General features: G+C 52.7%; 28 protein-coding genes. 19 read left to right on the top strand and 9 right to left on the bottom strand.

Annotated elements, in window-relative coordinates; genetic code table 11:
• Positions 1-11 precede the first annotated feature (11 nt).
• Positions 12-287 (top strand): YfcL family protein, encoded by a 276-nt coding sequence (locus OGV71_RS13405; RefSeq protein WP_003028163.1) that lies wholly within the window; start codon positions 12-14, stop codon positions 285-287.
• 114 nt (positions 288-401) lie between these two features.
• Here the strand turns inward: OGV71_RS13405 and mnmC are convergent, their stop codons facing one another.
• Positions 402-2402 carry a bifunctional tRNA (5-methylaminomethyl-2-thiouridine)(34)-methyltransferase MnmC2/FAD-dependent 5-carboxymethylaminomethyl-2-thiouridine(34) oxidoreductase MnmC1 gene (mnmC, locus tag OGV71_RS13410; protein WP_204583395.1) on the bottom strand — a complete coding sequence of 667 codons (2001 nt, stop codon included), beginning with the start codon at positions 2400-2402 and terminating at the stop codon, positions 402-404.
• Positions 2403-2561: 159 nt separating this feature from the next.
• Here mnmC and fabB point away from each other — a divergent pair, with 159 nt between their 5' ends.
• On the top strand, positions 2562-3776 hold the full coding sequence (gene fabB / locus OGV71_RS13415; protein ID WP_003834815.1) for a beta-ketoacyl-ACP synthase I: 1215 nt from the start codon (positions 2562-2564) through the stop codon (positions 3774-3776).
• A gap of 49 nt (positions 3777-3825) precedes the next feature.
• On the opposite strand, the gene OGV71_RS13420 is transcribed toward fabB, so the two are convergent.
• From OGV71_RS13420 to OGV71_RS13430, 3 genes are all read right to left on the bottom strand, one after another.
• Positions 3826-4344, bottom strand: coding sequence for a YqhG/Tai3 family protein (locus OGV71_RS13420; protein WP_286533517.1), 519 nt, complete (start codon positions 4342-4344; stop codon positions 3826-3828).
• On the bottom strand, positions 4344-4712 hold the full coding sequence (locus OGV71_RS13425; protein WP_003028155.1) for a CHAP domain-containing protein: 369 nt from the start codon (positions 4710-4712) through the stop codon (positions 4344-4346). The genes OGV71_RS13420 and OGV71_RS13425 overlap by 1 nt, the downstream gene beginning before the upstream one ends.
• 146 nt (positions 4713-4858) lie before the next feature.
• The gene (locus OGV71_RS13430) at positions 4859-5119 is read right to left on the bottom strand and encodes a helix-turn-helix domain-containing protein (protein WP_124021816.1); all 261 of its coding nucleotides are present in this window, start codon (positions 5117-5119) and stop codon (positions 4859-4861) included.
• A 171-nt stretch (positions 5120-5290) separates the two neighbouring features.
• On the opposite strand from OGV71_RS13430, the gene OGV71_RS13435 reads away from it, so the two are divergent.
• Positions 5291-5665, top strand: coding sequence for a hypothetical protein (locus tag OGV71_RS13435; protein WP_032949704.1), 375 nt, complete (start codon positions 5291-5293; stop codon positions 5663-5665).
• A 179-nt stretch (positions 5666-5844) separates the two neighbouring features.
• The gene (locus OGV71_RS13440) at positions 5845-7023 is read left to right on the top strand and encodes an MFS transporter (protein WP_204583396.1); all 1179 of its coding nucleotides are present in this window, start codon (positions 5845-5847) and stop codon (positions 7021-7023) included.
• On the opposite strand, the gene flk is transcribed toward OGV71_RS13440, so the two are convergent.
• Positions 7020-8021 (bottom strand): flagella biosynthesis regulator Flk, encoded by a 1002-nt coding sequence (gene flk, locus OGV71_RS13445; RefSeq protein ID WP_003845068.1) that lies wholly within the window; start codon positions 8019-8021, stop codon positions 7020-7022. The two genes, OGV71_RS13440 and flk, sit on opposite strands and share 4 nt — an antisense overlap.
• 108 nt (positions 8022-8129) lie before the next feature.
• Between flk and pdxB the strand changes: the two genes are divergently transcribed.
• The 15 genes from pdxB to hisP all read left to right on the top strand — a co-directional run bounded on the left by pdxB (position 8130) and on the right by hisP (position 22418).
• Entirely contained in the window at positions 8130-9266 is a 1137-nt protein-coding gene (gene pdxB / locus OGV71_RS13450; protein ID WP_204583397.1) for a 4-phosphoerythronate dehydrogenase PdxB, read from the top strand.
• 68 nt (positions 9267-9334) lie between these two features.
• Positions 9335-10348, top strand: a complete 1014-nt coding sequence (locus tag OGV71_RS13455) for an aspartate-semialdehyde dehydrogenase (RefSeq protein ID WP_003028144.1) — start codon at positions 9335-9337, stop codon at positions 10346-10348.
• Positions 10348-11160: a tRNA pseudouridine(38-40) synthase TruA gene (gene truA / locus OGV71_RS13460; protein ID WP_003028142.1), complete on the top strand. Its 813-nt coding sequence runs from the start codon at positions 10348-10350 to the stop codon at positions 11158-11160. Before OGV71_RS13455 ends, truA begins: the two co-directional genes overlap by 1 nt.
• Positions 11161-11184: 24 nt before the next feature.
• On the top strand, positions 11185-11844 hold the full coding sequence (locus tag OGV71_RS13465) for a DedA family protein (RefSeq protein ID WP_003028140.1): 660 nt from the start codon (positions 11185-11187) through the stop codon (positions 11842-11844).
• Positions 11845-11993: 149 nt separating this feature from the next.
• The gene (gene accD / locus OGV71_RS13470; RefSeq protein WP_003839317.1) at positions 11994-12908 is read left to right on the top strand and encodes an acetyl-CoA carboxylase, carboxyltransferase subunit beta; all 915 of its coding nucleotides are present in this window, start codon (positions 11994-11996) and stop codon (positions 12906-12908) included.
• 192 nt (positions 12909-13100) lie between these two features.
• Positions 13101-14369, top strand: a complete 1269-nt coding sequence (folC, locus tag OGV71_RS13475; protein WP_204583398.1) for a bifunctional tetrahydrofolate synthase/dihydrofolate synthase — start codon at positions 13101-13103, stop codon at positions 14367-14369.
• Complete coding sequence (gene dedD / locus OGV71_RS13480) at positions 14359-15021, top strand: cell division protein DedD (RefSeq protein ID WP_204583399.1); 663 nt, start codon at positions 14359-14361, stop codon at positions 15019-15021. Before folC ends, dedD begins: the two co-directional genes overlap by 11 nt.
• Before the next feature lie 228 nt (positions 15022-15249).
• Positions 15250-15738 (top strand): colicin V production protein, encoded by a 489-nt coding sequence (gene cvpA, locus OGV71_RS13485; protein ID WP_003028129.1) that lies wholly within the window; start codon positions 15250-15252, stop codon positions 15736-15738.
• Between the two features lie 33 nt (positions 15739-15771).
• Entirely contained in the window at positions 15772-17289 is a 1518-nt protein-coding gene (gene purF, locus OGV71_RS13490; RefSeq protein WP_003028127.1) for an amidophosphoribosyltransferase, read from the top strand.
• 96 nt (positions 17290-17385) lie between these two features.
• A complete protein-coding gene (locus OGV71_RS13495) occupies positions 17386-17955 on the top strand; it encodes a UbiX family flavin prenyltransferase (RefSeq protein WP_003028125.1) in 570 nt (189 codons plus the stop codon).
• Positions 17956-18242: 287 nt separating this feature from the next.
• The gene (gene argT / locus OGV71_RS13500) at positions 18243-19025 is read left to right on the top strand and encodes a lysine/arginine/ornithine ABC transporter substrate-binding protein ArgT (RefSeq protein ID WP_003028123.1); all 783 of its coding nucleotides are present in this window, start codon (positions 18243-18245) and stop codon (positions 19023-19025) included.
• Between the two features lie 247 nt (positions 19026-19272).
• Entirely contained in the window at positions 19273-20055 is a 783-nt protein-coding gene (gene hisJ / locus OGV71_RS13505; protein WP_003028120.1) for a histidine ABC transporter substrate-binding protein HisJ, read from the top strand.
• A 185-nt stretch (positions 20056-20240) separates the two neighbouring features.
• Positions 20241-20927, top strand: a complete 687-nt coding sequence (locus tag OGV71_RS13510; protein WP_003028118.1) for a histidine ABC transporter permease HisQ — start codon at positions 20241-20243, stop codon at positions 20925-20927.
• Positions 20924-21631 carry a histidine ABC transporter permease HisM gene (hisM, locus tag OGV71_RS13515; RefSeq protein ID WP_003028116.1) on the top strand — a complete coding sequence of 236 codons (708 nt, stop codon included), beginning with the start codon at positions 20924-20926 and terminating at the stop codon, positions 21629-21631. The genes OGV71_RS13510 and hisM overlap by 4 nt, the downstream gene beginning before the upstream one ends.
• Positions 21632-21644: 13 nt before the next feature.
• On the top strand, positions 21645-22418 hold the full coding sequence (gene hisP / locus OGV71_RS13520; RefSeq protein ID WP_003028114.1) for a histidine ABC transporter ATP-binding protein HisP: 774 nt from the start codon (positions 21645-21647) through the stop codon (positions 22416-22418).
• A 33-nt stretch (positions 22419-22451) separates the two neighbouring features.
• Here hisP and OGV71_RS13525 read toward each other — a convergent pair whose 3' ends face one another.
• The 4 genes from OGV71_RS13525 to yfcG all read right to left on the bottom strand — a co-directional run bounded on the left by OGV71_RS13525 (position 22452) and on the right by yfcG (position 25005).
• Positions 22452-22967, bottom strand: a complete 516-nt coding sequence (locus tag OGV71_RS13525; protein ID WP_016150708.1) for a GNAT family N-acetyltransferase — start codon at positions 22965-22967, stop codon at positions 22452-22454.
• A 71-nt stretch (positions 22968-23038) separates the two neighbouring features.
• On the bottom strand, positions 23039-23932 hold the full coding sequence (locus tag OGV71_RS13530; protein WP_003028110.1) for a TIGR01777 family oxidoreductase: 894 nt from the start codon (positions 23930-23932) through the stop codon (positions 23039-23041).
• Between the two features lie 20 nt (positions 23933-23952).
• Positions 23953-24315 carry a dihydroneopterin triphosphate 2'-epimerase gene (gene folX, locus OGV71_RS13535; protein ID WP_003028107.1) on the bottom strand — a complete coding sequence of 121 codons (363 nt, stop codon included), beginning with the start codon at positions 24313-24315 and terminating at the stop codon, positions 23953-23955.
• A 54-nt stretch (positions 24316-24369) separates the two neighbouring features.
• Entirely contained in the window at positions 24370-25005 is a 636-nt protein-coding gene (gene yfcG, locus OGV71_RS13540; protein WP_003845076.1) for a GSH-dependent disulfide bond oxidoreductase, read from the bottom strand.
• Positions 25006-25097: the final 92 nt, after the last annotated feature.

The raw sequence follows: 25097 nt of genomic DNA on the forward strand, positions 1-25097 counted from the left end.
GAGGAAAGAAGATGATCGCGGAGTTTGAATCACGCATTCTGGCATTAATCGACGATATGGTAGAGCACGCCAGCGATGATGAGTTGTTTGCCAGTGGCTATTTGCGTGGACACCTGACGCTGGCTGTGGCTGAGTTGGATGCTGGCGAGGACCATTCCGCTGAGGCATTGTACGCCAATGTGACCAGCAGCCTGGAAAAAGCCATCAGCGCAGGCGAACTCTCGCCGCGTGACCAGGCGTTAGTGAAAGAGATGTGGGACACTTTATTTCAAAAGGCAACGCAATAATAATTGCAGTGGATTGTGCCGGATGGCGACGCGAAGGCGTCTTATCCGGCCTACGTGGACGGGGATTGTTGGCCTGATAAGCGTAGCGCCATCAGGCAATGATGAGATGGTATCTTATTTCACCGCTTTACCCTTCAATAACTTCCTTACCCACAGACGATTCGGATTCAGCGCAGCCAGCGTGCTGGCATCCATAGGGATAGGTTCATCGCTCATTTGCGATGCCAGAATTTCTGCACACAGCGGGGCAGTACACAGCCCGCGCGAGCCCAGCGCACCCAACATAAATAAATCGGAATAAACCGGGGCGTTTACGGCGTGCTCTCTGTCTTCGGCAAGAGTGGCATACTGGCTGAGCGTGGCGTCATAATCCGCGACGTTGCCGACCATTGGCATGTGATCGCGCGTGGCGCAGCGCACTCCACAGCGGGCGGCATTGCCACTAACGTCTACTTCTTTTGCCCACGCGGCATTCGGGAAACAATCTATTAAGCGCTGACGGTTTTGCTGCTGATCGTCAGCACGATACACCGTTTCTTCACTTCCGCGATGATAACTGGCGCCAATGCAGTGCTGCTGATTTTGCGGGTTGTGCGGCGTGAGGTAGCCGTCATAGCACAGCACCTGACGCAGCGCTGAAAGCGAAGGCGTAGTAGGAATGTGACTCACCTGACCGCCTACGGAGTACACCGGTAGCGACTGCGTCTGTTCAACGCTGTTAATGCGATGCCCGTTAGCCAGAACTACCGCAGCGTGAGTGGCGGTTGCTCCACTGGCAAACGTCAATTTCCAGTTTTCTGTCTGTCGAGACAGCGAGGCCAGCGTATGTTGATACCGGGTGTGTAATCCCAGCGTTGCGGCATAGTCGAATACGGCGGCGGTTAATTGTGCCGGACACAGCCATCCTCCGGCGGGGTACTGAATCCCGCCGCATCCGGTTTTCACGCCGGTTGTTTGTAAAACCTGCTCTGCGTCAACCCCGACGGCGAGCGCATCGGGCAACTCAAGGGACAACATTTGGTCGATTTTTTGCTGGCTTTTCTCATCCCACGCCAGTTGCGTCACGCCGCACCAGTCATGCGCGAACTCAACGGGGAGGGCGTCATACAGCCGGCGGGCGAAGGTAAACGCGGAGGGGAAAAAGAGATTAATGGCCGCGTCATGCTTGCTCAGTAGCGGATAAAGAGCGCCCTGGCGATTGCCGGATGCACCTCCGGCTGGGTTGTCGTCGGCGCAATAGAGCGTGACCTGCCAGCCGCGGCGCAGTAACGCCAACGACAGCAATGCGCTGGCAATCCCCCCGCCAATAATGGCGGCTTCGCGTTTATCTGTTCCGGTACGTGCAAACCAGGGTGCCGAGGAGGGGAGCGCCAGCGTCTTATCCATTACGCCACAAAGCATTTCTCGTTTGCGACCAAAGCCTTTGCATTTTTGCATCGTAAACCCGGCTTCCTGCAATCCCCGACGCACAAAGCCTGCTGAGGTGAAGGTCGCCAGCGTGCCGCCGGGGCGAGCCAGACGGGCCATTGCGTTAAACAGCGTTGGCGTCCACATATCCGGATTTTTTGCCGGCGCGAAACCGTCCAGAAACCAGGCATCCACTTTTTGATTCAGGGAGTCATCGAGCTTGCTGGTCAGTTCATTAATATCACCAAACCACAGATCCAGAGTGACGCGTCCTTCATCAAGGAGCAGGCGATGGCATCCCGCTAACGGCAGCGGCCATTGCTCTTGTAGCGCCGTGGCCCACGGAGCAAGTTCTGGCCAGTGCTGATGGGCTAAGGTCAGATCTTCACGCGTCAGCGGAAATTTTTCAAAACTGATGAAATGTAATCTTTCCAGGGTAGCGTCAGGGGAGGTATCGCGGAATTCGGCAAATGCCTGCCAGAGTGTCAGGAAGTTAAGTCCGGTGCCAAACCCGCTTTCTGCCACCACGAAGAGGGGACGTGAATGCGCAGGGAATCGCTGGGCGAGATGATTCCCGCCGAGAAAGACGTAACGTGTCTCTTCCAGCCCGTTATCATTAGAAAAATAGACATCGTCAAAATCTCGGGAAACAGGTGTACCCTCAGCGTTGAATTCAAGGTTGGCAGGTTGTATAGCGTATTGTTTCACGTAAGTTACTCGTCTGGCAGGCTGTGCCCCGATCTTAGCGATGAGTGCCTGGCTGCGCAAATTTCCACATTAAATGGCTGATCGGACTTGTTCGGCGTACAAGTGTACGCTATTGTGCCACTCGAAACTTTAAAATAGTGCGACTTACAGAGGTATTGAATGAAACGTGCAGTGATTACTGGCTTGGGCATCGTTTCCAGCATCGGTAATAACCAGCAGGAAGTCCTGGCATCTCTGCGTGAAGGACGTTCAGGGATCACTTTCTCTCAGGAGCTGAAGGACTCCGGCATGCGTAGCCACGTATGGGGCAACGTAAAACTGGATACCACTGGCCTCATTGACCGCAAAGTAGTGCGCTTCATGAGCGACGCATCCATCTATGCATTCCTTTCTATGGAACAGGCTGTGGCTGATGCCGGCCTTGCAGCAGAAGATTACCAGAACAACCCGCGCGTTGGCCTGATTGCAGGTTCCGGCGGCGGCTCCCCGCGTTTTCAGGTGTTTGGTGCTGACGCAATGCGTAGCCCGCGTGGCCTGAAAGCGGTTGGCCCGTATGTGGTCACCAAAGCGATGGCGTCCGGCGTTTCTGCCTGCCTCGCAACGCCGTTCAAAATCCACGGCGTAAACTACTCTATCAGCTCTGCCTGTGCGACATCTGCGCACTGTATCGGCAACGCAGTAGAACAAATTCAGCTGGGCAAACAAGACATCGTTTTCGCTGGCGGCGGCGAAGAGCTGTGCTGGGAAATGGCGTGTGAATTCGACGCCATGGGCGCGCTGTCTACCAAATATAACGACGATCCATCCAAAGCTTCCCGTACCTATGACGCACACCGTGACGGTTTCGTTATTGCTGGCGGCGGTGGTATGGTCGTGGTCGAAGAGCTGGAACACGCTCTGGCACGTGGCGCGCACATCTATGCGGAAATCGTCGGTTACGGCGCAACGTCCGATGGCGCAGACATGGTTGCTCCGTCTGGCGAAGGCGCAGTACGTTGCATGCAGATGGCGATGCACGGCGTAGACACGCCGATCGACTACCTGAACTCCCACGGTACTTCTACTCCGGTAGGCGACGTGAAAGAGCTGGGTGCGATTCGTGAAGTGTTTGGCGACAACAGCCCGGCAATCTCCGCAACCAAAGCCATGACCGGTCACTCACTGGGCGCGGCTGGTGTACAGGAAGCTATCTACTCTCTGCTGATGCTGGAACACGGCTTTATCGCGCCAAGCATCAACATTGAAGAGCTGGACGAGCAGGCGGCAGGTCTGAACATCGTGACCAAACCGACCGAGCAGGCGCTGACGACTGTTATGTCTAACAGCTTCGGTTTTGGCGGCACCAACGCTACGCTGGTTATGCGTAAGTTGTAAGCGTAAGACTGAAAGATTATGCAAGAGGGGAGCCTGATGGCTCCCTTTTTTATTTATTCAACTTTTCGTACTCCGGTGCGATTTCCAGAGACCATTCTTTGGCGTGTGCGATATCGCCGGCGCTGTAAATTGGCTGTTCAAATTGATTACCCAGATCCCGCACTCGGTAAATTTTCCAGTGACCGTCCTCCCAACGCGTATAGACTTCCAACTGCATAGGCGCCTCTCCTGTCGGCCCACCTAATTGTACTTCCATCTTTTCGCCACCGAGAAAGGATAGCGCTGATTTGACCCGTAACAGTGGGATCCATTTTGGGTCGTAATCCTGTACGTACATAAAGTAGTCCGAATTCAGTATTTCCTGCTCGTAAAGGCTGTCAATCAGAGCCAGACGATTGATAACGTCTTTCGCCACATAGCGTTGCATGAGTGCGGATGTATCCCGCTCTTGTGTGTAAGCGGACATCCATGCGAGATAGAATAGTTTTACATCCCGGGAGCTGTCGTGGCGCGCCGCAGAGCAGCCGCAAAGTAACAAAACCAGAGCAACCAGCGAGAGCGATTTCATTATGGTTTCCTGTAAATAGTAAATGACGGTTTTGCCGCCCGATAGCCCGGTCCGGCCCACATGTCACGTTGTCTAAAATCGGAGTACCACGCCTGACCGTCAAATATCGCCATATGTCCGCTTGGGTTTCCTCCCTCATAAGGTTGAATGACGACGACATCTCCTGCTCGGGGTTGTTCAAATGTGCCGATGGGACTGAATCCTGCGTTTTTTAACAGTGGTCCATAATCTTTAGCATGGTAGGTATTCCCAAGGGAGATACCTCCTGACTGAATGGCTTTGCGGGTAAATTCCGCACAGCGTCCTTGAGAATGTGACCCCGCGTGTGATTTAGCGTGATTAACTGCTGTTGTTTTATTCCAGCTCATCGATGTTCCTGTTAATTGATTATGTAATAACAACGTGTATTTCTTTAACAGGATTCAAACTGATAAAAATGACCGATTATGCTATTAATATCTTTAATACATTAGCCTTTAATATAAATTAATTGGTTGAATGAATTTTTATTAATTTATTTATAATTGATGGTTATTTTTTTTGGGGTTTGTTTCTCTGATTTAGAGAGATAGCGTGATGGCCAAATTACGTCCGGCGTAGTTTCAAGCGCCTGCGCGATGATCAGCTCCGCCCGAGGCCAACTGCGGGTAAATACATTGCGTAAAGAGTCGGGAGATAACCCCGCTGAACGCGAAAGCTCTCTGAGCGTAATACCTCTTTTTTCCAGTGCACTTTTAATATCTGCACGATGCCAGTCTTGGCTTTTGTGTTCCATTCTGTAATCCTAAGAAGATGTGTTATCGGCACCGATATTTTTCAGGTTATAAATTAGAAAGACAAAAGAACGTTACTTTCTTTTTATCGTAGGAATATTGCCAGAATTAATTTGAAATTTCGCGGAAAAGAAAAAATATTTTTATTTCATCAGCAGAAAGGAAAGAAACTGATGGTAAAAGAGTGGTTCACTGTGAAGGAGTGTCTTGAATTGCCAGGGTTTCCGAGAAGCGCACCCGCTGTACGCTTGCGCTTAAATACCTACAGTGAAGGAAAAGCGGGCGTCAAACGTAAGCGCGCGAAGTCTAAGGCCGAGGAATTTCATATTTCAGTGTTTCCGCTGTATGTACGCTCGTATCTGAATGAAAATGAGAACACAGTAGCACCAGACCACAATATCGCGCAGGAAGCTGAACCGAAAGAGATTTGGGATATGATGTTCCGACTCCTGACGCCGCATCAACGTGAGCAGGTAACCGGGAAGTTCAGAGCGAAAGGCATTGATGCGGTATTTCCCTTTTTGTTTGTAGAGAAGTCAGCATTTTGATATACGCACCTGTGCTTTCACAGTTGACAGTCGGGGGCACTCGCAGGCAGACTCCAGCTTCAACATTATCCTCTTGATAATGCGTAAGCGTTTAACGTTATCCAACGCACCTTAATCCTGATAGTCAGGTAGAGGGGGCGTGGGCATTCCTCGCCTTACTCTGCATTTTGGAGTAACGCATGACAGCTGTAACCCAACAAGAAAAAACACCTTCGGCGAACTTTTCGCTGTTTCGCATCGCTTTTGCGGTTTTCCTGACCTATATGACGGTCGGTTTACCTTTGCCCGTCATTCCTCTGTTTGTGCACCAGGAACTGGGCTATGGCAATACCATGGTCGGCATCGCCGTCGGCGTACAGTTTCTGGCGACGGTATTAACACGCGGCTACGCCGGGCGGTTAGCCGATCAATATGGTGCCAAACGCTCGGCGCTACAGGGGATGTTTGCCTGTGGGCTGGCGGGTGCGGCGTGGCTGTTAGCCGCGCTATTGCCCGTTTCTGTTCCCGTAAAATTTGCGTTGCTAATCGTCGGTCGTTTGATCCTCGGTTTTGGCGAAAGCCAACTGCTCACCGGAACGTTGACCTGGGGGCTGGGGCTGGTCGGCCCAACACGCTCCGGTAAGGTGATGTCATGGAACGGAATGGCGATTTACGGCGCGCTGGCCGCCGGTGCACCGTTGGGACTTCTGATCCACAGCCACTTTGGCTTCGCGGCGCTGGCGGGAACCTCGATGGTATTACCGCTGCTGGCATGGGTATTCAACGGCACCGTGCGTAAAGTGCCTGCACATGCAGGAGAACGTCCTTCGTTATGGAGCGTGGTAGGGCTTATCTGGAAACCGGGCCTGGGCCTGGCGCTGCAGGGCGTTGGCTTTGCGGTGATCGGTACATTTATTTCACTCTATTTTGTCAGCAACGGCTGGACGATGGCGGGGTTCACCCTGACCGCGTTTGGCGGGGCGTTTGTGCTGATGCGTATTCTGTTTGGCTGGATGCCGGACCGGTTCGGCGGCGTGAAGGTTGCCGTTGTCTCTTTGCTGGTGGAAACCGCAGGACTGATTCTGCTGTGGCAGGCCCCAACAGCCTGGGTTGCACTGCTTGGAGCGGCATTAACCGGGGCCGGGTGTTCGCTTATCTTCCCGGCCTTGGGCGTCGAGGTGGTGAAGCGAGTACCCGCGCAGGTTCGCGGTACGGCGCTGGGCGGGTACGCCGCATTTCAGGATATCTCCTACGGCATAAGCGGGCCGGTCGCCGGGGTGCTGGCCACCGCGTACGGTTATCCCTCAGTGTTCCTTGCCGGGGCGATATCCGCCGTGGTGGGGATTATTGTAACGTTGCTTACGCTGCGTAAAGGTTAAGCGACCAGCCAGAAAATGGCTAACGCAATCATCAATGCAACAAACAACAGTCCCGGTCGTGCCGACAGAGATTTAACCGTTTCAATCATCGGCGCGAACGGGCTGTAAATGGGCTGCAGATGACGCGGATCGCTGAGCTCGCGTTCTCGTTCCACGCGACGCAGGAAAATTTGATTGAGCAAGTCCTGCACCTGCACCGTGGTCAGAATCGATTGTGGTTGGATCTGATACGTCTGCTGCGCGTACTCTTTTATTGCTGTCAGCTCATTCGGCTCTAATGGCAGCTTCAGCGCAGCCTGGAGGGTTTGTAGCGTCGGGGCGCTTTGCAGGCTGAGCGTCTGGCGCGCCTGCAGCCAGGTGACCAGGTGCGTAAACTGTTTGGCAGGGATCAGCTCACCGCTTTTTACGCCTGACAACTCCAGCATCGACTGCCAGATCATCTTCCCTGATTCTCCCGTGGCCGCCGCCAGTTTGGTAACTAACTGGTTCAGCGTATTGTGCTCTGCGGGGAGCAACGGGCGATCGGTTGCCGGGCGCTGCTGCGGCTGTGGTATCGACAGCTGCCCTTGTTGCAGCAGCGTGAGCACGTTTTTCAACTGCTCAGGCGTGAGCTGGCTGAGCGCCGTTTGCCCATACTGCTGACGGATAAAATCACTCACCGCCTGGCGATTATTTCCCTGGCTCAGTAATTCAGTGAGCTGCGAAAGCACCTGACGATTAACATGATTTTGCTGAGCAACTCCCAGCCGTTGGTTAAGGTTTTGCTCAGCGGCTGGAAAGTGACGTGACTGCAGCGGAGTATCACTTTTGACGCCCAGATCGTGCTTCATTCCGGCCCACACCTCAGCACTTTGCTGCTGGGTGAGTGAAATCAAACGGGTAATTAGTCGTTCCAACACAGTACGTTGTTGCGTGGATAATGGTTGTTCACCCGCAGCGGAAGGGGCATTTTGGCCTTCACCGGGAGGGCGTGCGGGCGTACCTGAAATGGGCTGCATCATCTCTGTTCCTTAAATCTGTGCTGACCAGGTCTCGCAGTATGCCTGGCGGCGAGATTATGGCACACTTGCCCGGTTAACTCTCGTTCTCAAACAGGTGCGAAAGACGTGAAAATCCTCGTTGATGAAAATATGCCCTATGCCCGCGAACTGTTCAGTCGTTTGGGGGAGGTCAAAGCGGTTCCCGGTCGTCCGATTCCCGTTGCTGAACTGGATGATGCGGATGCTTTAATGGTGCGCTCGGTGACGAAAGTAAATGAATCACTGCTTGGAGGAAAACCGGTTAAATTTGTCGGTACGGCAACCGCTGGCACAGACCATGTGGATGACGCCTGGCTTGCGCAGGCTGGGATCGGTTTTTCCGCCGCGCCCGGTTGTAACGCGATAGCGGTCGTAGAATATGTTTTTTCAGCGTTGCTGATGCTGGCGGAGCGTGACGGGTTTGCGTTACGCGATCGCACCGTAGGCATTGTGGGTGTGGGCAACGTGGGGGGGCGTTTGCAGGCGCGTCTGGAAGCGCTGGGGATCCGCACGCTGCTGTGCGATCCACCGCGAGCCGATCGCGGTGACGAGGGCGATTTCCGCTCGCTGGACGAACTGGTAGAGCAAGCCGATGTGCTGACTTTCCATACGCCACTGTTTAAAGACGGACCCTACAAAACGCTGCACATGGCGGACGATGCGCTGATTAGCCGACTGAAGCCGGGCACTATTCTGATCAACGCCTGCCGTGGGCCGGTCATCGACAATACAGCATTGCTGAACCGGTTGAATGCCGGTCAGTCGCTGAGCGTTGTGCTGGATGTCTGGGAAGGAGAGCCGGATCTCAATGTGGCGTTGCTGGAGAAAGCCGATATCGGCACACCGCACATTGCCGGGTATACCCTCGAAGGAAAAGCGCGTGGCACCACGCAGGTCTTTGAGGCCTATAGTAAGTTTATTGGTCACGAGCAGCACGTTGCGCTCAGTACCCTGTTACCCGCGCCGGAATTTGGTCGTATCACCCTGCATGGCCCGTTAGATCAGCCAACGCTGAAAAGGCTGGCGCATTTAGTGTATGATGTGCGCCGCGATGATGCGCCGCTGCGTAAAGTCGCTGGAATTCCGGGTGAGTTTGATAAACTGCGTAAAAATTACCTTGAGCGTCGTGAGTGGTCGTCTCTATATGTGATGTGTGACGACGCAACGGCTGCTGCCTTATTGTGTAAGCTGGGTTTTAACGCTGTTCATCATCCGGCACATTAATGTCTTCTTAATGCTCCCTGTCGAATAATGCGACAGGGACGCTTACGTATTTCTTGGAGTAAATCACCATGTCTGAAGGCTGGAATATTGCCATTCTGGGCGCAACGGGCGCCGTAGGCGAAGCCCTGCTCGATACGCTGGCTGAACGCCAGTTCCCGGTCGGTGAAATTTATGCGCTGGCGCGTAATGAAAGCGCCGGTGAGCATCTACGTTTTAACGGTAAATCGGTCATAGTGCAGGACGTTGCAGACTTTGACTGGACGCAGGCACAGTTGGCATTTTTTGTTGCGGGCACTGAAGCCACCGCCGCATGGGTAGAAGAAGCAACAAATGCGGGTTGCCTGGTGATTGACAGCAGCGGTCTGTTCGCGCTTGAACCAGACGTTCCGCTGGTGGTTCCGGACGTTAACCCGTTCGTGCTGGCGGATTACCGTAACCGCAATGTGATTGCGGTACCAAACAGTCTGACAAGCCAGTTGCTGTCTGCGCTGAAACCATTGATTGATGACGGCGGGCTGTCACGGATTACGGTGACCAATATTATTTCGGCTTCCGCTCACGGCAAAAAAGCCGTAGACGCACTGGCCGGACAAAGCGCGAAATTGCTTAACGGCATCCCGATTGACGAAGATGATTTCTTTGGTCGTCAGCTGGCGTTCAATATGCTGCCGCTGCTGCCCGATCGCGAAGGCAGCGTGCGTGAAGAGCGTCGTATTGTTGATGAAGTGCGCAAAATTATGCAGGATGACGGTCTGCTTATTTCAGCCAGCATCGTGCAGTCCCCGGTATTTTATGGCCACGCGCAGATGGTGAATTTTGAGGCTCTGCGCCCGTTGGCGGCGGAAGAAGCACGCGACGCGTTTTCGCGCGGTGAAGACGTGGTGTTGTCGGAAGAGACCGACTTCCCGACCCAGGTTGGCGACGCGTCAGGTACTCCGCACCTTTCTATTGGCTGCGTGCATAACGATTACGGTATGCCGGAGCAAGTTCAGTTCTGGTCTGTGGCAGACAACGTACGCTTTGGCGGCGCGTTAATGGCGGTGAAAATTGCGGAAAAACTGGTGCAGGAGTACCTGTACTAATGTCTGACCAGCAACAGCCGTCAACCCATAAAATTGCGCTGGGCATTGAGTATGACGGCAGCAAATATTATGGCTGGCAGCGCCAGAACGAAGTGCGTAGCGTTCAGGAAAAACTGGAAAAAGCGCTTTCTCAGGTGGCGAATGAACGCATTAATGTTTTTTGTGCAGGTCGCACGGATGCGGGCGTTCATGGCACTGGGCAGGTCGTGCATTTTGAAACCACTGCTCAGCGTAAAGATGCGGCCTGGACACTGGGGGTAAATGCGAATTTACCTGGTGACATCGCCGTGCGCTGGGTGAAAGCTGTACCTGATGATTTTCATGCCAGATTTAGCGCTACGGCTCGCCGTTATCGCTACATCATCTACAATCATCGGTTGCGCCCTGCGGTTTTGGGTAAAGGGGTAACCCATTATTATGAACCGCTGGACGCTGAGCGTATGCATCGTGCAGCCCAGTGTCTGATTGGCGAAAATGATTTTACCTCGTTCCGTGCGGTACAGTGCCAGTCGCGCACACCGTGGCGTAACGTGATGCACATTAACGTCGAACGTTTCGGTGCATATGTGGTGGTGGATATTAAAGCGAATGCCTTTGTACATCATATGGTCAGGAATATTGTCGGCAGCCTGATGGAAGTTGGCGCCAACAACCAGCCGGAGAGCTGGATAGCAGAACTGTTAGCGGCAAAGGACAGAACGCTGGCAGCGGCAACGGCGAAAGCGGAAGGACTGTATCTGGTTGCAGTAGATTACCCGGACCGGTTCGACCTGCCAAAACCGCCTATGGGCCCGCTATTTCTGGCGGACTAATTTGAGTCGTATAAAGGCAAAACTATGGACCTGATTTACTTTCTTATCGATTTTATCCTGCACATTGATGTGCACCTGGCGGAGCTGGTTGCGGAATACGGTATCTGGGTATACGCGATTCTGTTTCTGATCCTGTTCTGTGAAACCGGGCTGGTGGTGACACCATTCCTGCCAGGAGACTCGCTGCTGTTTGTTGCTGGTGCGCTTTCTGCGCTGCCGACCAATGATCTCAATGTTCATCTGATGGTGGCACTGATGATTGTGGCGGCGATTGTGGGCGATGCAGTGAACTACACGATTGGCCGATTGTTCGGGGAAAAACTTTTCAGTAACCCGAACTCCAAAATTTTCCGCCGCAGCTACCTGGATAAAACCCATGCGTTCTACGAGCGTCATGGCGGTAAGACGATTATCCTGGCGCGTTTCGTGCCTATTGTGCGCACATTTGCGCCGTTTGTTGCCGGTATGGGACATATGTCCTACCGTCACTTTGCGATGTATAACGTCGTAGGCGCGCTGCTGTGGGTATTGTTATTCACCTACGCAGGCTACCTGTTCGGCGATTTGCCGATCGTTCAGGAAAACCTGAAATTACTGATTGTGGCGATTATCGTCCTTTCCGTATTGCCGGGGGTGATTGAAGTAATTCGCCATAAGCGTGCTGCGTCACGGGCTGCAAAATAGAAAGTAACTCAGCGGTTCGACCACTTTTTTATCCAAAGTTTCGGGCTGTTATGTTTTAATGTGCAACATTCATGGTCTGTTAGGGGCAAAAATGGCATTATGCGCCCCTTATAACAAAGCTGACTAGGGTTCAGGCAGAAAGGTCACCAATGAGCTGGATTGAACGAATTAAAAGCAACATTACTCCCACCCGCAAGGCAAGCATTCCTGAAGGGGTGTGGACCAAGTGTGATAGCTGCGGTCAGGTTTTATACCGTGCTGAGCTGGAACGTAATCTTGAGGTCTGTCCGAAGTGTGACCATCATATGCGCATGTCGGCGCGCAATCGCCTGCATAGCCTGTTAGATGAAGGTTCTCTTGTGGAACTGGGTAGCGAGCTTGAGCCGAAAGACGTGCTGAAGTTTCGTGACTCTAAAAAATACAAAGACAGACTGGCTTCTGCGCAGAAAGAAACCGGCGAGAAAGATGCGCTGGTGGTGATGAAAGGCACGCTGCATGGTATGCCGGTCGTTGCTGCGGCATTCGAGTTCGCGTTTATGGGCGGCTCCATGGGCTCTGTGGTCGGTGCGCGTTTTGTCCGTGCCGTTGAGCAGGCACTGGAAGACAACTGTCCGCTGATCTGCTTCTCCGCTTCTGGCGGGGCGCGTATGCAGGAAGCGCTGATGTCTCTGATGCAGATGGCAAAAACCTCTGCTGCGCTGGCGAAAATGCAGGAACGCGGTTTACCGTATATTTCTGTACTGACCGACCCAACAATGGGTGGTGTTTCCGCAAGCTTCGCGATGCTGGGCGATCTCAACATTGCAGAACCGAAAGCACTGATCGGCTTCGCGGGTCCGCGTGTTATCGAGCAAACCGTACGTGAGAAACTGCCGCCGGGATTCCAGCGCAGCGAGTTCCTGATTGAAAAAGGCGCTATCGATATGATCGTCCGCCGTCCGGAAATGCGCCTGAAACTGGCAAGCATCCTGGCGAAGCTGATGAATCTTCCTGCGCCGAATCCGGATGAGCCGCGTGAAGGCGAGGTGGTATCTCCGGTACCCGATCAGGAATCAGAAGCCTGATAACTTACTCTATGGATTTCGAGTTGCAGGAAGACGGCAAGAGAGTGAACCCGGATGAGCTTGCACGGGCAAGTGATTCGGGTGAGCGAGAGCAGCCAACACACCTGCAGCTTGAAAGACGACGAGTAAAAAAGGGCAGGGCCAACTGGCGCTGCCTTTTGCTTTAATCTACGTAATAAAATTACAGGCATCATGGACAATAAACGTATTCCTCAAGCCGCGTCGCCCCTGGCGTCGTGGCTTTCTTATCTGGAAAACCTGCACAGTAAAACCATCGATCTTGGCCTTGAACGCGTAAGCCAGGTAGCGCGCAGACTGGGTGTATTGAAACCCGCGCCATTTGTGTTTACGGTGGCAGGAACCAACGGAAAAGGCACGACCTGTCGTACGCTGGAATCTGTGCTGACTGCGGCAGGCTATAAAGTTGGGGTGTACAGTTCGCCTCATCTGGTGCGCTACACGGAACGCGTACGCGTGCAGGGGAGTGAACTGCCGGAATCAGCCCATACCGCCTCGTTTGCTGAGATTGAAGACGCTCGTGGTGATATTTCCCTGACTTACTTTGAATACGGTACGTTATCGGCACTCTGGCTGTTTAAACAGGCCCAACTGGATGTCGTTATTCTGGAAGTGGGATTAGGCGGCCGCCTTGACGCCACCAATATCGTCGATGCCGATGTCGCTGTAGTCACCAGTATTGCGCTTGACCATACTGACTGGCTGGGCCCGGATCGCGAAAGTATTGGTCGTGAGAAGGCGGGCATTTTCCGTGCAGAGAAACCGGCTATCGTCGGCGAACCTGAAATGCCTTACACCATCGCGGATGTCGCGCAAGAGTGCGGGGCGATTTTGCAACGCTGCGGCGTGGACTGGCGCTATGCGGTCACTGAGAACGACTGGTCGTTTACGGATGCTCATGGAACGTTGGCGCATTTGCCGTTGCCGCAGGTGCCACAACCTAATGCTGCTACCGCACTGGCCGCGCTGCGCGCAAGCGGGCTGAACGTTAGCGAGCAGGCGATTCGTGACGGCATCGAACGCGCGATTTTACCGGGGCGCTTCCAGATTGTGAGCGAGTCGCCGCGAGTGATTTTCGATGTTGCCCATAATCCGCATGCGGCAGAGTATCTGACCGGACGTCTGAAAAAGTTAGTGAAAAGCGGGCGTGTACTTGCGGTTATCGGTATGCTACATGATAAAGATATTGCCGGTACGTTAGCCTGGTTAAAAAGCGTGGTTGACGTCTGGTACTGTGCGCCCCTGGAAGGGCCGCGTGGCGCAACGGCAGAACAACTGCTGGAGCACCTGGGCAAAGGCAACGCTTATGACAGCGTGGCGCAGGCATGGTCTGCAGCACTTGCTGAGGCGAAGCCAGAAGATACCGTGTTGGTGTGTGGATCCTTTCACACTGTCGCACATGTCATGGAAGTAATAGACGTGGGGAGAAGCGGTGGCGAGTAAGTTTCAGAATCGATTAGTCGGCACAATTGTGCTAGTCGCGCTCGGGGTAATTGTGCTTCCCGGGCTGCTTGACGGGCAGAAAAAGCATTATCAGGATGAATTTGCAGCGATCCCACTGGTGCCTAAACCCGGTGATCGCGATGAACCAGACATGATGCCTGCAGCAACGCAGGCGCTGCCGACTCAGCCGCCGGAAGGGGCGGCGGAAGAGGTGCGTGCGGGTGATGCTGCCGCGCCATCGTTGGATCCATCACGTTTGACGACGGCAAACAGCGCGGAATTAGATCCTGTCCCTGCGCCTGTGGAACCACCGAAACCTAAACCGAAACCGCAGCCTGTTGCCGTCGCTCCGACGCCTGCGCCGGCCCCAGCGCCAAAACCGGCTGTTGAGGAACCGCCAGCGCCGACTGGTAAAGGGTACGTTGTACAGCTTGGTGCGCTGAAAAATGCGGATAAGGTCAATGAGATCGTGGGTAAACTTCGTGGCGCGGGCTTCCGGGTATATACTTCCCCGTCAACGCCGGTGCAGGGTAAAATAACCCGCATTCTCGTGGGGCCGGACGCCTCCAAAGATAAGCTAAAGAACTCGCTGGGCGAGCTGCAGAAGATCTCTGGTCTGAGTGGCGTCGTGATGGGGTACACCCCTAATTAAGGGATTAAGGGATTGCGCTGTTTACGGCGCAGCTCTTATTCAGGCCGGATACGGTGTTTTCACCGCTATCCGGCAGTGCCCGAAGAGGCATAAAACGGTATGGCGTTGAAGATTTTTTCAGCGCCATTTTTATTTACGCGTGGAAAGGAAATCCCTACGCAAACGTTTTCTTTTTCTGTTAGAATGCGCCCCGAACAGGACGACAGGGCGTAAAATCGTGGGACACATATGGTCTGGATTGATTACGCCATTATCGCGGTGATTGGTTTTTCCTGTCTGGTTAGCCTGATCCGTGGCTTTGTTCGTGAAGCATTATCGTTGGTGACTTGGGGTTGTGCTTTCTTTGTCGCCAGCCATTACTACACTTACCTGTCTGTCTGGTTTACGGGCTTTGAAGACGAACTGGTTCGAAATGGGATTGCTATCGCGATACTGTTCATCGCGACACTTATCGTCGGCGCTATCGTTAACTTTGTGATAGGCCAACTGGTAGAGAAAACAGGACTGTCGGGTACCGACAGGGTGTTGGGGATCTGCTTCGGTGCTTTGCGTGGAGCGTTGATCGTTGCCGCCATACTGTTCTTTCTCGATACCTTTACCGGTCTGTCGAAAAGTGAAGACTGGGGTAAGTCGCAGCTGATTCCGCAGTTTAGTTTCATCATCAGATGGTTCTTTGACTATCTGCAAAGCTCGTCAAGTTTCTTGCCCAAAGTATAAACTTTGGGTCGTTGCTGAACGAGGAAAAGACGTATGTGCGGTATTGTCGGTATCGCCGGTGTTATGCCGGTAAACCAGTCGATTTATGACGCGTTAACGGTGCTCCAGCATCGTGGTCAGGATGCTGCTGGCATCATCACCATTGATGCCAACAACTGCTTCCGCTTGCGTAAAGCAAACGGAATGGTGAGCGATATTTTTGAAGCGCGCCATATGCAGCGTTTGCAGGGCAATATGGGCATCGGTCATGTGCGTTACCCAACGGCTGGCAGCTCCAGCGCCTCCGAAGCTCAACCTTTTTACGTCAACTCACCGTATGGCATCACGCTTGCCCATAATGGCAACCTGACCAACGCGCATGAGTTGCGTAAAAAGCTGTTTGAAGAAAAGCGCCGCCACATCAATACCACTTCAGATTCTGAAATTCTGCTGAATATTTTCGCCAGCGAGCTGGATAACTTCCGCCATTACCCGCTGGAGGCCGACAATATTTTTGCTGCCATTGCGGCAACCAACCGCCAGATTCGCGGCGCCTATGCCTGCGTGGCGATGATTATCGGTCACGGTATGGTTGCCTTCCGCGACCCTAACGGTATCCGTCCACTGGTAATGGGCAAACGCGATATTGGCGATGGCCGTACCGAGTACATGGTGGCGTCTGAGAGCGTAGCGCTGGACACGTTGGGCTTTGAATTCCTGCGCGACGTAGCTCCTGGCGAAGCGGTGTATATCACCGAAAAAGGCCAGCTGTTTACCCGTCAGTGTGCTGATAACCCGGTGAGCAATCCGTGTCTGTTTGAATACGTATACTTCGCTCGTCCTGACTCCTTTATCGACAAGATTTCCGTCTACAGCGCCCGTGTGAATATGGGGACTAAGCTTGGCGAAAAAATTGCCCGTGAGTGGGAAGATCTGGACATCGACGTAGTAATCCCAATCCCGGAAACCTCCTGCGATATCGCGCTGGAAATTGCCCGTATTCTCGGTAAGCCGTACCGTCAGGGGTTTGTGAAAAACCGCTATGTGGGACGCACCTTTATCATGCCGGGCCAGCAGCTGCGCCGTAAATCAGTACGTCGTAAGCTGAACGCTAACCGTGCGGAATTCCGTGATAAAAACGTGCTGCTGGTGGATGATTCCATCGTGCGCGGCACCACTTCAGAACAAATTATCGAGATGGCGCGTGAAGCCGGAGCGAAGAAGGTGTATCTGGCCTCTGCCGCCCCGGAAATTCGCTTCCCGAACGTTTATGGCATCGATATGCCTACGGCAACGGAGCTGATTGCGCATGGTCGTGAAGTGGACGAGATTCGCCAGATAATCGGCGCAGATGGTCTGATCTTCCAGGACCTGAACGATCTGATTGAAGCTGTCCGTGCTGAGAATCCGGATATTCAGCAGTTTGAATGTTCAGTGTTTAACGGTGTGTACGTCACCAAAGACGTCGACCAGCAATATCTCGATTTCCTCGACTCCCTGCGTAATGATGATGCTAAAGCGGTATTGCGTCAGAACGAAGCGGAAAACCTTGAAATGCACAACGAAGGTTAATGTTTGCTCGCAAGCAAGGGCGCAACCTGCACCCTTGCTTGCAACTCACCGTAATTTCCTGCAAAGTCGGCCCTGAGCAAGTAAGGGCTATTACACATGAAACGACTCATCATTGGTATTTCTGGCGCAAGCGGGGCAATTTACGGCGTGCGCCTGCTGCAGGTTTTGCGTGACGTTACCGATGTGGAAACCCATCTGGTGATGAGTGCCGCTGCCCGGCAGACGCTGGCACTGGAAACGGACCTCTCTGTGCGCGACGTGCAGGCGCTGGCAAATGTGAATCATGATACGCGCGATATCGCCGCCAGTATCTCCTCTGGTTCTTTTCAGACCGCCGGCATGGTTATCCTGCCGTGTTCAATCAAAACCCTTTCCGGCATTGTCCACAGTTACACCGATGGGTTGCTTACCCGTGCGGCAGATGTGGTGTTGAAAGAACGTCGTCCGCTGGTGCTGTGTGTACGCGAAACGCCGCTGCATCTGGGGCATCTGCGCCTCATGACCCAGGCGGCAGAAATTGGGGCGGTGATTATGCCACCTGTCCCGGCGTTCTATCATCGTCCACAAACGCTCGATGATGTGATTAATCAAACGGTTAATCGCGTGCTTGACCAGTTTGATATTACCCTTCCGCAGGACCTGTTCACCCGCTGGCAAGGGGCCTAAGCCGTTCCATCAGCGTGCAAAGAAACATCCGTTGCCCTGTTTCAGGGCAATTTTGTAACCGCGATCATATCCTCAACATTTAATTCGTTAAAACTCAACGAAACGCTGCGGTTCGACCGTCAGACCTGCTATCTTCAAAATCAGGACATTATTGCAACGTTTTATTAACATATTTAACGTCGAATATCCTCATCGACGCGAAAATGGCATAAGACCTGCATGAAAAAGTCTGCAAACACACAACACAACGTAAAACATAATAAAATTACGCCACTTGAGGGTTATGTATGAAGAAGACGGTTCTTGCTTTGTCTTTGCTGGTAGGACTCTCCGCCACCGCGGCCAGCTACGCAGCACTTCCGCAGACGGTTCGTATTGGTACAGATACAACGTATGCACCTTTTTCCTCTAAAGATGCCAAAGGCGACTTTGTCGGCTTTGATATCGATCTGGGAAATGAGATGTGTAAGCGCATGCAGATCAAATGTACCTGGGTTGCCAGCGACTTTGATGCGCTGATCCCGTCGCTGAAAGCGAAAAAAATTGATGCCATTATCTCCTCGCTTTCTATCACCGAGAAGCGTCAGCAAGAGATTGCATTCTCAGACAAACTTTACGCAGCAGACTCACGGCTGATCGCCGCGAAAGGTTCCCCAATTAAACCGACTCTGGACTCCCTCAAGGGTAAACACGTTGGCGTGTTGCAAGGCTCTACTCAGGAAGCCTATGCCAATGACAACTGGCGTAGTAAAGGCGTGGATGTGGTGGCCTATGCGAACCAGGATCTTATCTATTCTGATCTGACGGCGGGCCGTCTCGACGCAGCGTTGCAGGATGAGGTCGCGGCCAGCGAAGGCTTCCTGAAGCAACCTGCCGGTAAGGACTACGACTTTGCAGGCCCTTCGGTGAAAGATAAAAAATACTTTGGCGACGGAACCGGGATTGGTTTGCGCAAAGATGACACCGAGCTGAAAGCCGCTTTTGATAAAGCGCTGGGTGAACTGCGTAAAGACGGCACCTACGACAAAATGGCGAGCAAATATTTTAATTTTAATGTCTACGGCGATTAATACAGCGGCGTGGAGAATTGACTGCACCATTGCGGGTAACCATTACGGTGCATAATACATTCAGTGCACTGTTTTGGTGCTTTTATCGCTGACTTAATAAGCATGAGTGCATACTTAAGCGCTTTTCATGCAAATAAATACCGCCGGCAGGGTAGAATGCTTTGCCTTGTCGGCCTGATTAATGGCACGATAACTGCACCTGGTCCTGTAAAGATCCCCTATAAAAGACAGTCTGTTGAGGATAGTTATGAAAAAACTGGTGTTGTCTCTTTCTCTGGTTCTGGCTTTCTCCAGTGCTACCGCAGCATTTGCAGCCATTCCGCAAAAAATTCGTATCGGTACCGATCCTACTTATGCGCCGTTCGAATCGAAAAATGCCCAGGGTGAATTAGTCGGTTTTGATATCGATCTGGCTAAAGAGCTGTGCAAACGTATCAATACGCAATGTACCTTCGTGGAAAACCCGCTGGACGCGCTGATCCCTTCGCTAAAAGCGAAGAAAATCGATGCCATCATGTCCTCGCTTTCCATTACTGAAAAACGTCAGCAGGAAATCGCTTTTACTGACAAGCTTTATGCAGCCGACTCGCGTCTGGTTGTCGCTAAAGATTCAGCTATTCAGCCGACCATTGAGTCGCTGAAAGGTAAACGTGTTGGTGTGCTGCAGGGCACCACCCAGGAAACGTTCGGCAACGAACACTGGGCGCCAAAAGGTATTGAGATTGTCTCTTATCAGGGGCAGGACAATATCTATTCTGACCTGACTGCAGGGCGTATTGACGCCGCGTTCCAGGATGAAGTCGCGGCCAGCGAAGGCTTCCTGAAACAGCCAGTCGGTAAAGATTACAAATTCGGCGGTCCGTCTGTGAAAGACGAGAAGTTGTTCGGCGTGGGTACCGGTATGGGGCTGCGCAAAGACGATAACGAGCTGCGCGAAGCGCTGAACAAAGCCTTTGCCGAAATGCGAGCTGACGGTACTTACGAGAAGCTGGCGAAAAAGTACTTCGATTTTGATGTTTACGGCGGTTAATTACCGCAGGTGCTGATAAAGCCCGTAGATTTTTGATCGACTTATTGCCTGATGGCGGCTGCGCCTTATCAGGCCTACGACGAAAGCTTGTAGGCCTGATAAGCGAAGCGCCATCAGGCATAAAGTGACGAGACAAAATATCAAAAGAGGCTTACTACTCCACCACACACGACAGGACAGGCAGCATGTTGTATGGCTTTTCAGGTGTTATTTTACAGGGCGCAATTGTTACGCTGGAGCTGGCACTCAGCTCGGTGGTACTGGCGGTTCTGATAGGTCTTGTCGGCGCAGCAGCAAAGCTGTCGCAAAGCCGGGCAATGGGGCTTATTTTCGAAGGGTACACAACGCTAATCCGCGGCGTGCCCGATCTGGTCTTAATGCTGCTCATCTTCTACGGATTACAAATCGCGCTGAATACCATTACCGATGCCATCGGTATCGGCCAGATTGATATCGATCCGATGGTTGCGGGCATTATCACCCTTGGATTTATCTACGGTGCCTACTTTACCGAAACTTTTCGCGGTGCGTTTATGGCTGTACCAAAAGGCCATATTGAAGCCGCGACGGCGTTTGGCTTTACCAGCTCACAAATATTTCGTCGCATTATGTTCCCGGCGATGATGCGTTATGCCTTACCGGGAATCGGTAATAACTGGCAGGTTATTCTTAAGGCTACGGCACTGGTGTCGCTGCTCGGCCTGGAAGACGTGGTGAAAGCGACCCAGCTTGCCGGGAAGAGTACCTGGGAGCCGTTCTATTTTGCCGTCGTGTGCGGGGTCATCTATCTGGTGTTTACCACTGTTTCTAATGGTGTGCTGCTGTACCTTGAGCGCCGCTATTCCGTGGGTGTAAAGAGGGCTGACCTGTGATCGAGATTATTCAGGAATACTGGAAATCCCTGCTGTGGACCGACGGATATCGCTACACTGGCGTCGCTATCACCCTGTGGCTTTTGATTTCGTCAGTAGTGATGGGCGGAATACTTGCGCTCTTTTTGGCTATTGGCCGCGTTTCCAGTAATAAATTTATCCAGTTTCCTATCTGGCTGTTCACCTATATTTTTCGTGGCACGCCGCTGTACGTTCAGCTACTGGTGTTTTATTCCGGGATGTATACGCTGGAGATCGTCAAAGGCACGGACTTCCTCAACGCGTTTTTCCGCAGCGGGCTGAATTGCACCGTGCTGGCGTTGACGCTGAATACCTGCGCCTATACCACTGAGATTTTCGCCGGGGCTATCCGTTCTGTGCCTCACGGTGAGATTGAGGCTGCTCGCGCATACGGTTTCTCGTCATTCAAACTGTATCGATGCATTATTTTACCTTCCGCGCTGCGTATTGCGTTGCCGGCTTACAGCAATGAAGTCATTTTAATGCTGCACTCCACGGCGCTGGCGTTTACCGCAACGGTACCTGACCTGTTGAAAATCGCCCGCGATATCAACTCGGCAACGTATCAGCCGTTTACCGCCTTCGGTATTGCCGCTGTACTGTATTTGATTATTTCGTATGTCCTGATCAGTCTGTTCCGTAAAGCGGAAAAACGCTGGTTGCAGCATGTATCCTCTAAATGATTCGAGTAACACGATGTCTGAAAATAAATTAAACGTTATCGATTTACATAAGCACTACGGCGAACATGAAGTGCTGAAAGGGGTGTCGCTGCAGGCCAACGCGGGTGATGTTATCAGTATTATTGGCTCGTCAGGTTCCGGTAAAAGTACCTTCCTGCGCTGCATTAACTTTCTTGAGAAACCAAGCGCCGGGTCGATTGTAGTCAGTGGTCAGAACATTGGTCTGGTGCGCGACAAAGACGGTCAGCTCAAGGTTGCGGACAAAAATCAGCTGCGCCTGCTGCGCACGCGTCTGACGATGGTCTTTCAGCACTTTAATCTGTGGAGCCACATGACGGTGCTGGAAAACGTCATGGAAGCGCCGATCCAGGTGTTGGGGCTGAGCAAACAGGAAGCCCGCGACCGTGCGGTGAAGTATCTGGCTAAAGTGGGCATTGATGAGCGCGCGCAGGGCAAATATCCGGTGCATCTGTCCGGTGGTCAGCAGCAGCGTGTTTCCATTGCCCGTGCGCTGGCGATGGAGCCGGAAGTGTTGCTGTTTGATGAACCCACATCGGCACTAGATCCTGAGCTGGTGGGTGAAGTGCTGCGCATTATGCAACAGCTGGCCGAAGAGGGGAAAACCATGGTGGTGGTGACTCACGAAATGGGGTTTGCCCGTCATGTTTCCACGCACGTGATTTTCCTGCATCAGGGGAAAATTGAGGAAGAGGGCGACCCGGAGCAGGTATTCGGTAATCCGCAAAGTCCACGTTTGCAGCAGTTCCTCAAAGGTTCGTTGAAGTAAATCACCTGCCCGGAGGTGTTACGTTTTCCGGGCTTACAATTTTAGCGCGTCGCGCTCCAGCCGAAACACCCAGTCGTCGTAGGCGATGCCATCAATCTCATACGCCTTTTCCAGTACCTGCGTACGCACAAACCCCGTTTTTTCCAGAATACGAACAGAACCCTTATTCTCCGCGAGTGCGTAAGCGTTTATCGCCGTGACGTCCGTGCGCTCGAAAGCGTACTGGCACACTGCCGTCACGGCTTCGCTGGCAATCCCTTTCCCCTGAGCTTCTGGCAAAATGGCGTAGCCGAGGTCGGCCTCGTGTGGGTATAAATGGCTGATTTGCAGGCCAATATCACCGAGAGGCGTTGATTTGTTATGCTCGCGGATGACAAAAGTATGCTGTGCAGCCAGACGTCTGGCGAATAACAGACGCGTGTCTTTCGCTGGGGCAATATCACCCATATAGCGCATGACTTCCGGGCATTCACGTAATCTCTGGAAAAATGACCAGTCAGAAAATTTAAATAAGGAGAGGGTAAGTCGGGGAGTCGAAATTATCGCCATAACGTCGCCATTGCGGAAATCTGGCCTATAACCTTACCACCACAACAGCGACCGTGAATAGAGCTACGGGATTATCGGATCACATCCGCCAACGCTTCTTCTAAATCGTACCAGCGAAATGCAAAACCGGACGCTTCCAGGCGTTTGGGCAATGCTCGCTGCCCGCCGAGGACCAGCACCGAAGACTCGCCCATCAGCAGCCGCATAGCGGTGGCGGGAATGCGCAGAATGGCAGGGCGGTTTAGAGCGTGTCCCAGCGCGTGGGCAAACTGCTCATTGTGCACCGGGTATGGCGAAACCATATTGAAGGGACCGCGTAGATCATTATTCAGCAGCCAGATAATTCCGTTGACCATATCATCAACATGGATCCAGGCCATATACTGTCGTCCGTTACCGATTGGGCCGCCTAAGCCAAGACGAAACGGCGGGACCATTTTCGCCAGAATACCGCCAGCAGAGGCTAGTACCACGCCGGTACGCAGCATACACACGCGGGTTTTGTCGCTTTGCGCAGTGCTGGCAATTTGCTCCCAGCGGGCGCACAGCTTATGGGTAAATTCGTTATGCGGTGGCTCTTCTTCCGTAACCACAACTTCGCCCAAATCGCCGTAGTAACCGGTAGCGGAACCGGAGATTAACACTGAGGGCGGCGTCTCGCTGGCATTGATTAAATCGACCAGTTTCTGCGTAATGCCCCAACGGCTCTGGCACAGGCGTTCCTTTTGCTGTGCGCTCCAGCGCTTATCTGCAATAGGTTCTCCGGCAAGGTTAATCACGGCATCAATGTCATTGAGATGTTGCCGCTCTTCCAGTCCTTTCCATAACGTGACCCGAGAGTCGAGAATCTGACGAGCCTTATCAGGGGTACGTGTCACTACAATTATCTGATGCCCCAGTTCCAGCAGGCAGGGGATCAGATGACGTCCAATCAGGCCAGTACCGCCGGTAATCAGAATCTGCATGTCGCCTCCCGGGTTACGTTTTAGCGCTGCCAGCTCAGCGTCATAGAAACTGAGTCGGCGTAACGCAATGCGTGAAGTTTATCTATCTCCACTTCAGCATAAGTGACCCAGTGATGTTCGCGTGCGATATCGAGCACATCTTGAGTTAATTTTTCTAACAATGAGAAGCGGTTACCCTCCACGTGGGCAATGATGCTCTTGGTGATTGTGCGATAATTCAGCGCGTCGTTGATATCTTCGCTGGTACGGGCTTTGTCTGCCGGATAGTGAATGGCAATGTTGATGACGATATCCTGGCGGTTAAGGATCTCCTCTTCTTTGATGCCGATAAAAGTGCGCAGACGAAGGTTTTTTATACGAATAATAGCGTCAGGTTGTGACATTGCAGGTTTCCTCCATGTATGAACCTTTGCATGATACACGAGAACCGAATTGCGTCATCGCTTCTCGCTTTGTGCGTGCTGCATGGCGCGTTCAGTCGCGGGACGTGTACGAATGCGTTCATGCCAGTTATTGACCGCCGGGTAGTTGTCTAGGTCGATGCGCTGACGCTGATGGGCGTGGATCCACGGCCAGCTGGCAATGTCGGCAATGCTGTAGTGATCGCCTCCCAGCCAGGGTGACGATTCCAGACGTTTATTCATCACGTTGTACAGGCGCTGGGTTTCAACCTGGTATCTTTCAATGGCGTAAGGGATCGTTTGCGGAGCGTAATGACTGAAATGATGATTCTGCCCCAGCATAGGACCCAGACCGCTGACCTGCCAGAACAGCCACTGCAGCGTGGTGTGGCGTTCGCGTAATTCACCGCTGAGCAGCTTACCGCTCTTTTCCGCCAGATAGAGTAAAATTTCTCCGGACTCAAACAAGCTGATGGGCCTTCCGCCGTCCACCGGGGCATGATCGATAATGGCCGGGATTTTATTGTTCGGCGAGATCTGCAGAAAATCGGGGTGAAACTGGCTACCTTTGCTGATATCGACATGAATCAGACGGTATTGCAGCTGCGCCTCTTCAAGAAACAACGTGATTTTGTGACCGTTTGGCGATGGCGTGTAATAGAGATCGATCATTTTCAGCATCCGTTTTGTCATGAACCGGGTCATAACAAGTATAGAGCCTGTTGGCGTGCTTGAGTTTTCATCAAGTGACAGCGAGAGAAAGA

This window comes from Citrobacter sp. Cf088 (assembly GCF_030334295.1).
GTDB classification, from domain to species: domain Bacteria; phylum Pseudomonadota; class Gammaproteobacteria; order Enterobacterales; family Enterobacteriaceae; genus Citrobacter; species Citrobacter freundii.

Excerpts from the sequence above, each read along its gene's own strand:
- OGV71_RS13405 (WP_003028163.1), top strand. The coding sequence starts at position 12 with ATGATCGCGGAGTTTGAATCACGCATTCTGGCATTAATCGACGATATG.
- OGV71_RS13495 (WP_003028125.1), top strand. The coding sequence starts at position 17,386 with ATGAAACGACTCATCATTGGTATTTCTGGCGCAAGCGGGGCAATTTAC.
- OGV71_RS13435 (WP_032949704.1), top strand. The coding sequence starts at position 5,291 with ATGGTAAAAGAGTGGTTCACTGTGAAGGAGTGTCTTGAATTGCCAGGG.
- yfcG (WP_003845076.1), bottom strand. The coding sequence starts at position 25,005 with ATGATCGATCTCTATTACACGCCATCGCCAAACGGTCACAAAATCACG.
- flk (WP_003845068.1), bottom strand. The coding sequence starts at position 8,021 with ATGCAGCCCATTTCAGGTACGCCCGCACGCCCTCCCGGTGAAGGCCAA.
- OGV71_RS13420 (WP_286533517.1), bottom strand. The coding sequence starts at position 4,344 with ATGAAATCGCTCTCGCTGGTTGCTCTGGTTTTGTTACTTTGCGGCTGC.
- hisP (WP_003028114.1), top strand. The coding sequence starts at position 21,645 with ATGTCTGAAAATAAATTAAACGTTATCGATTTACATAAGCACTACGGC.
- OGV71_RS13440 (WP_204583396.1), top strand. The coding sequence starts at position 5,845 with ATGACAGCTGTAACCCAACAAGAAAAAACACCTTCGGCGAACTTTTCG.
- OGV71_RS13530 (WP_003028110.1), bottom strand. The coding sequence starts at position 23,932 with ATGCAGATTCTGATTACCGGCGGTACTGGCCTGATTGGACGTCATCTG.
- fabB (WP_003834815.1), top strand. The coding sequence starts at position 2,562 with ATGAAACGTGCAGTGATTACTGGCTTGGGCATCGTTTCCAGCATCGGT.
- purF (WP_003028127.1), top strand. The coding sequence starts at position 15,772 with ATGTGCGGTATTGTCGGTATCGCCGGTGTTATGCCGGTAAACCAGTCG.
- OGV71_RS13465 (WP_003028140.1), top strand. The coding sequence starts at position 11,185 with ATGGACCTGATTTACTTTCTTATCGATTTTATCCTGCACATTGATGTG.
- OGV71_RS13425 (WP_003028155.1), bottom strand. The coding sequence starts at position 4,712 with ATGAGCTGGAATAAAACAACAGCAGTTAATCACGCTAAATCACACGCG.
- cvpA (WP_003028129.1), top strand. The coding sequence starts at position 15,250 with ATGGTCTGGATTGATTACGCCATTATCGCGGTGATTGGTTTTTCCTGT.
- accD (WP_003839317.1), top strand. The coding sequence starts at position 11,994 with ATGAGCTGGATTGAACGAATTAAAAGCAACATTACTCCCACCCGCAAG.
- argT (WP_003028123.1), top strand. The coding sequence starts at position 18,243 with ATGAAGAAGACGGTTCTTGCTTTGTCTTTGCTGGTAGGACTCTCCGCC.
- folC (WP_204583398.1), top strand. The coding sequence starts at position 13,101 with ATGGACAATAAACGTATTCCTCAAGCCGCGTCGCCCCTGGCGTCGTGG.
- truA (WP_003028142.1), top strand. The coding sequence starts at position 10,348 with ATGTCTGACCAGCAACAGCCGTCAACCCATAAAATTGCGCTGGGCATT.
- hisJ (WP_003028120.1), top strand. The coding sequence starts at position 19,273 with ATGAAAAAACTGGTGTTGTCTCTTTCTCTGGTTCTGGCTTTCTCCAGT.
- OGV71_RS13510 (WP_003028118.1), top strand. The coding sequence starts at position 20,241 with ATGTTGTATGGCTTTTCAGGTGTTATTTTACAGGGCGCAATTGTTACG.
- OGV71_RS13455 (WP_003028144.1), top strand. The coding sequence starts at position 9,335 with ATGTCTGAAGGCTGGAATATTGCCATTCTGGGCGCAACGGGCGCCGTA.
- OGV71_RS13430 (WP_124021816.1), bottom strand. The coding sequence starts at position 5,119 with ATGGAACACAAAAGCCAAGACTGGCATCGTGCAGATATTAAAAGTGCA.
- OGV71_RS13525 (WP_016150708.1), bottom strand. The coding sequence starts at position 22,967 with ATGGCGATAATTTCGACTCCCCGACTTACCCTCTCCTTATTTAAATTT.
- folX (WP_003028107.1), bottom strand. The coding sequence starts at position 24,315 with ATGTCACAACCTGACGCTATTATTCGTATAAAAAACCTTCGTCTGCGC.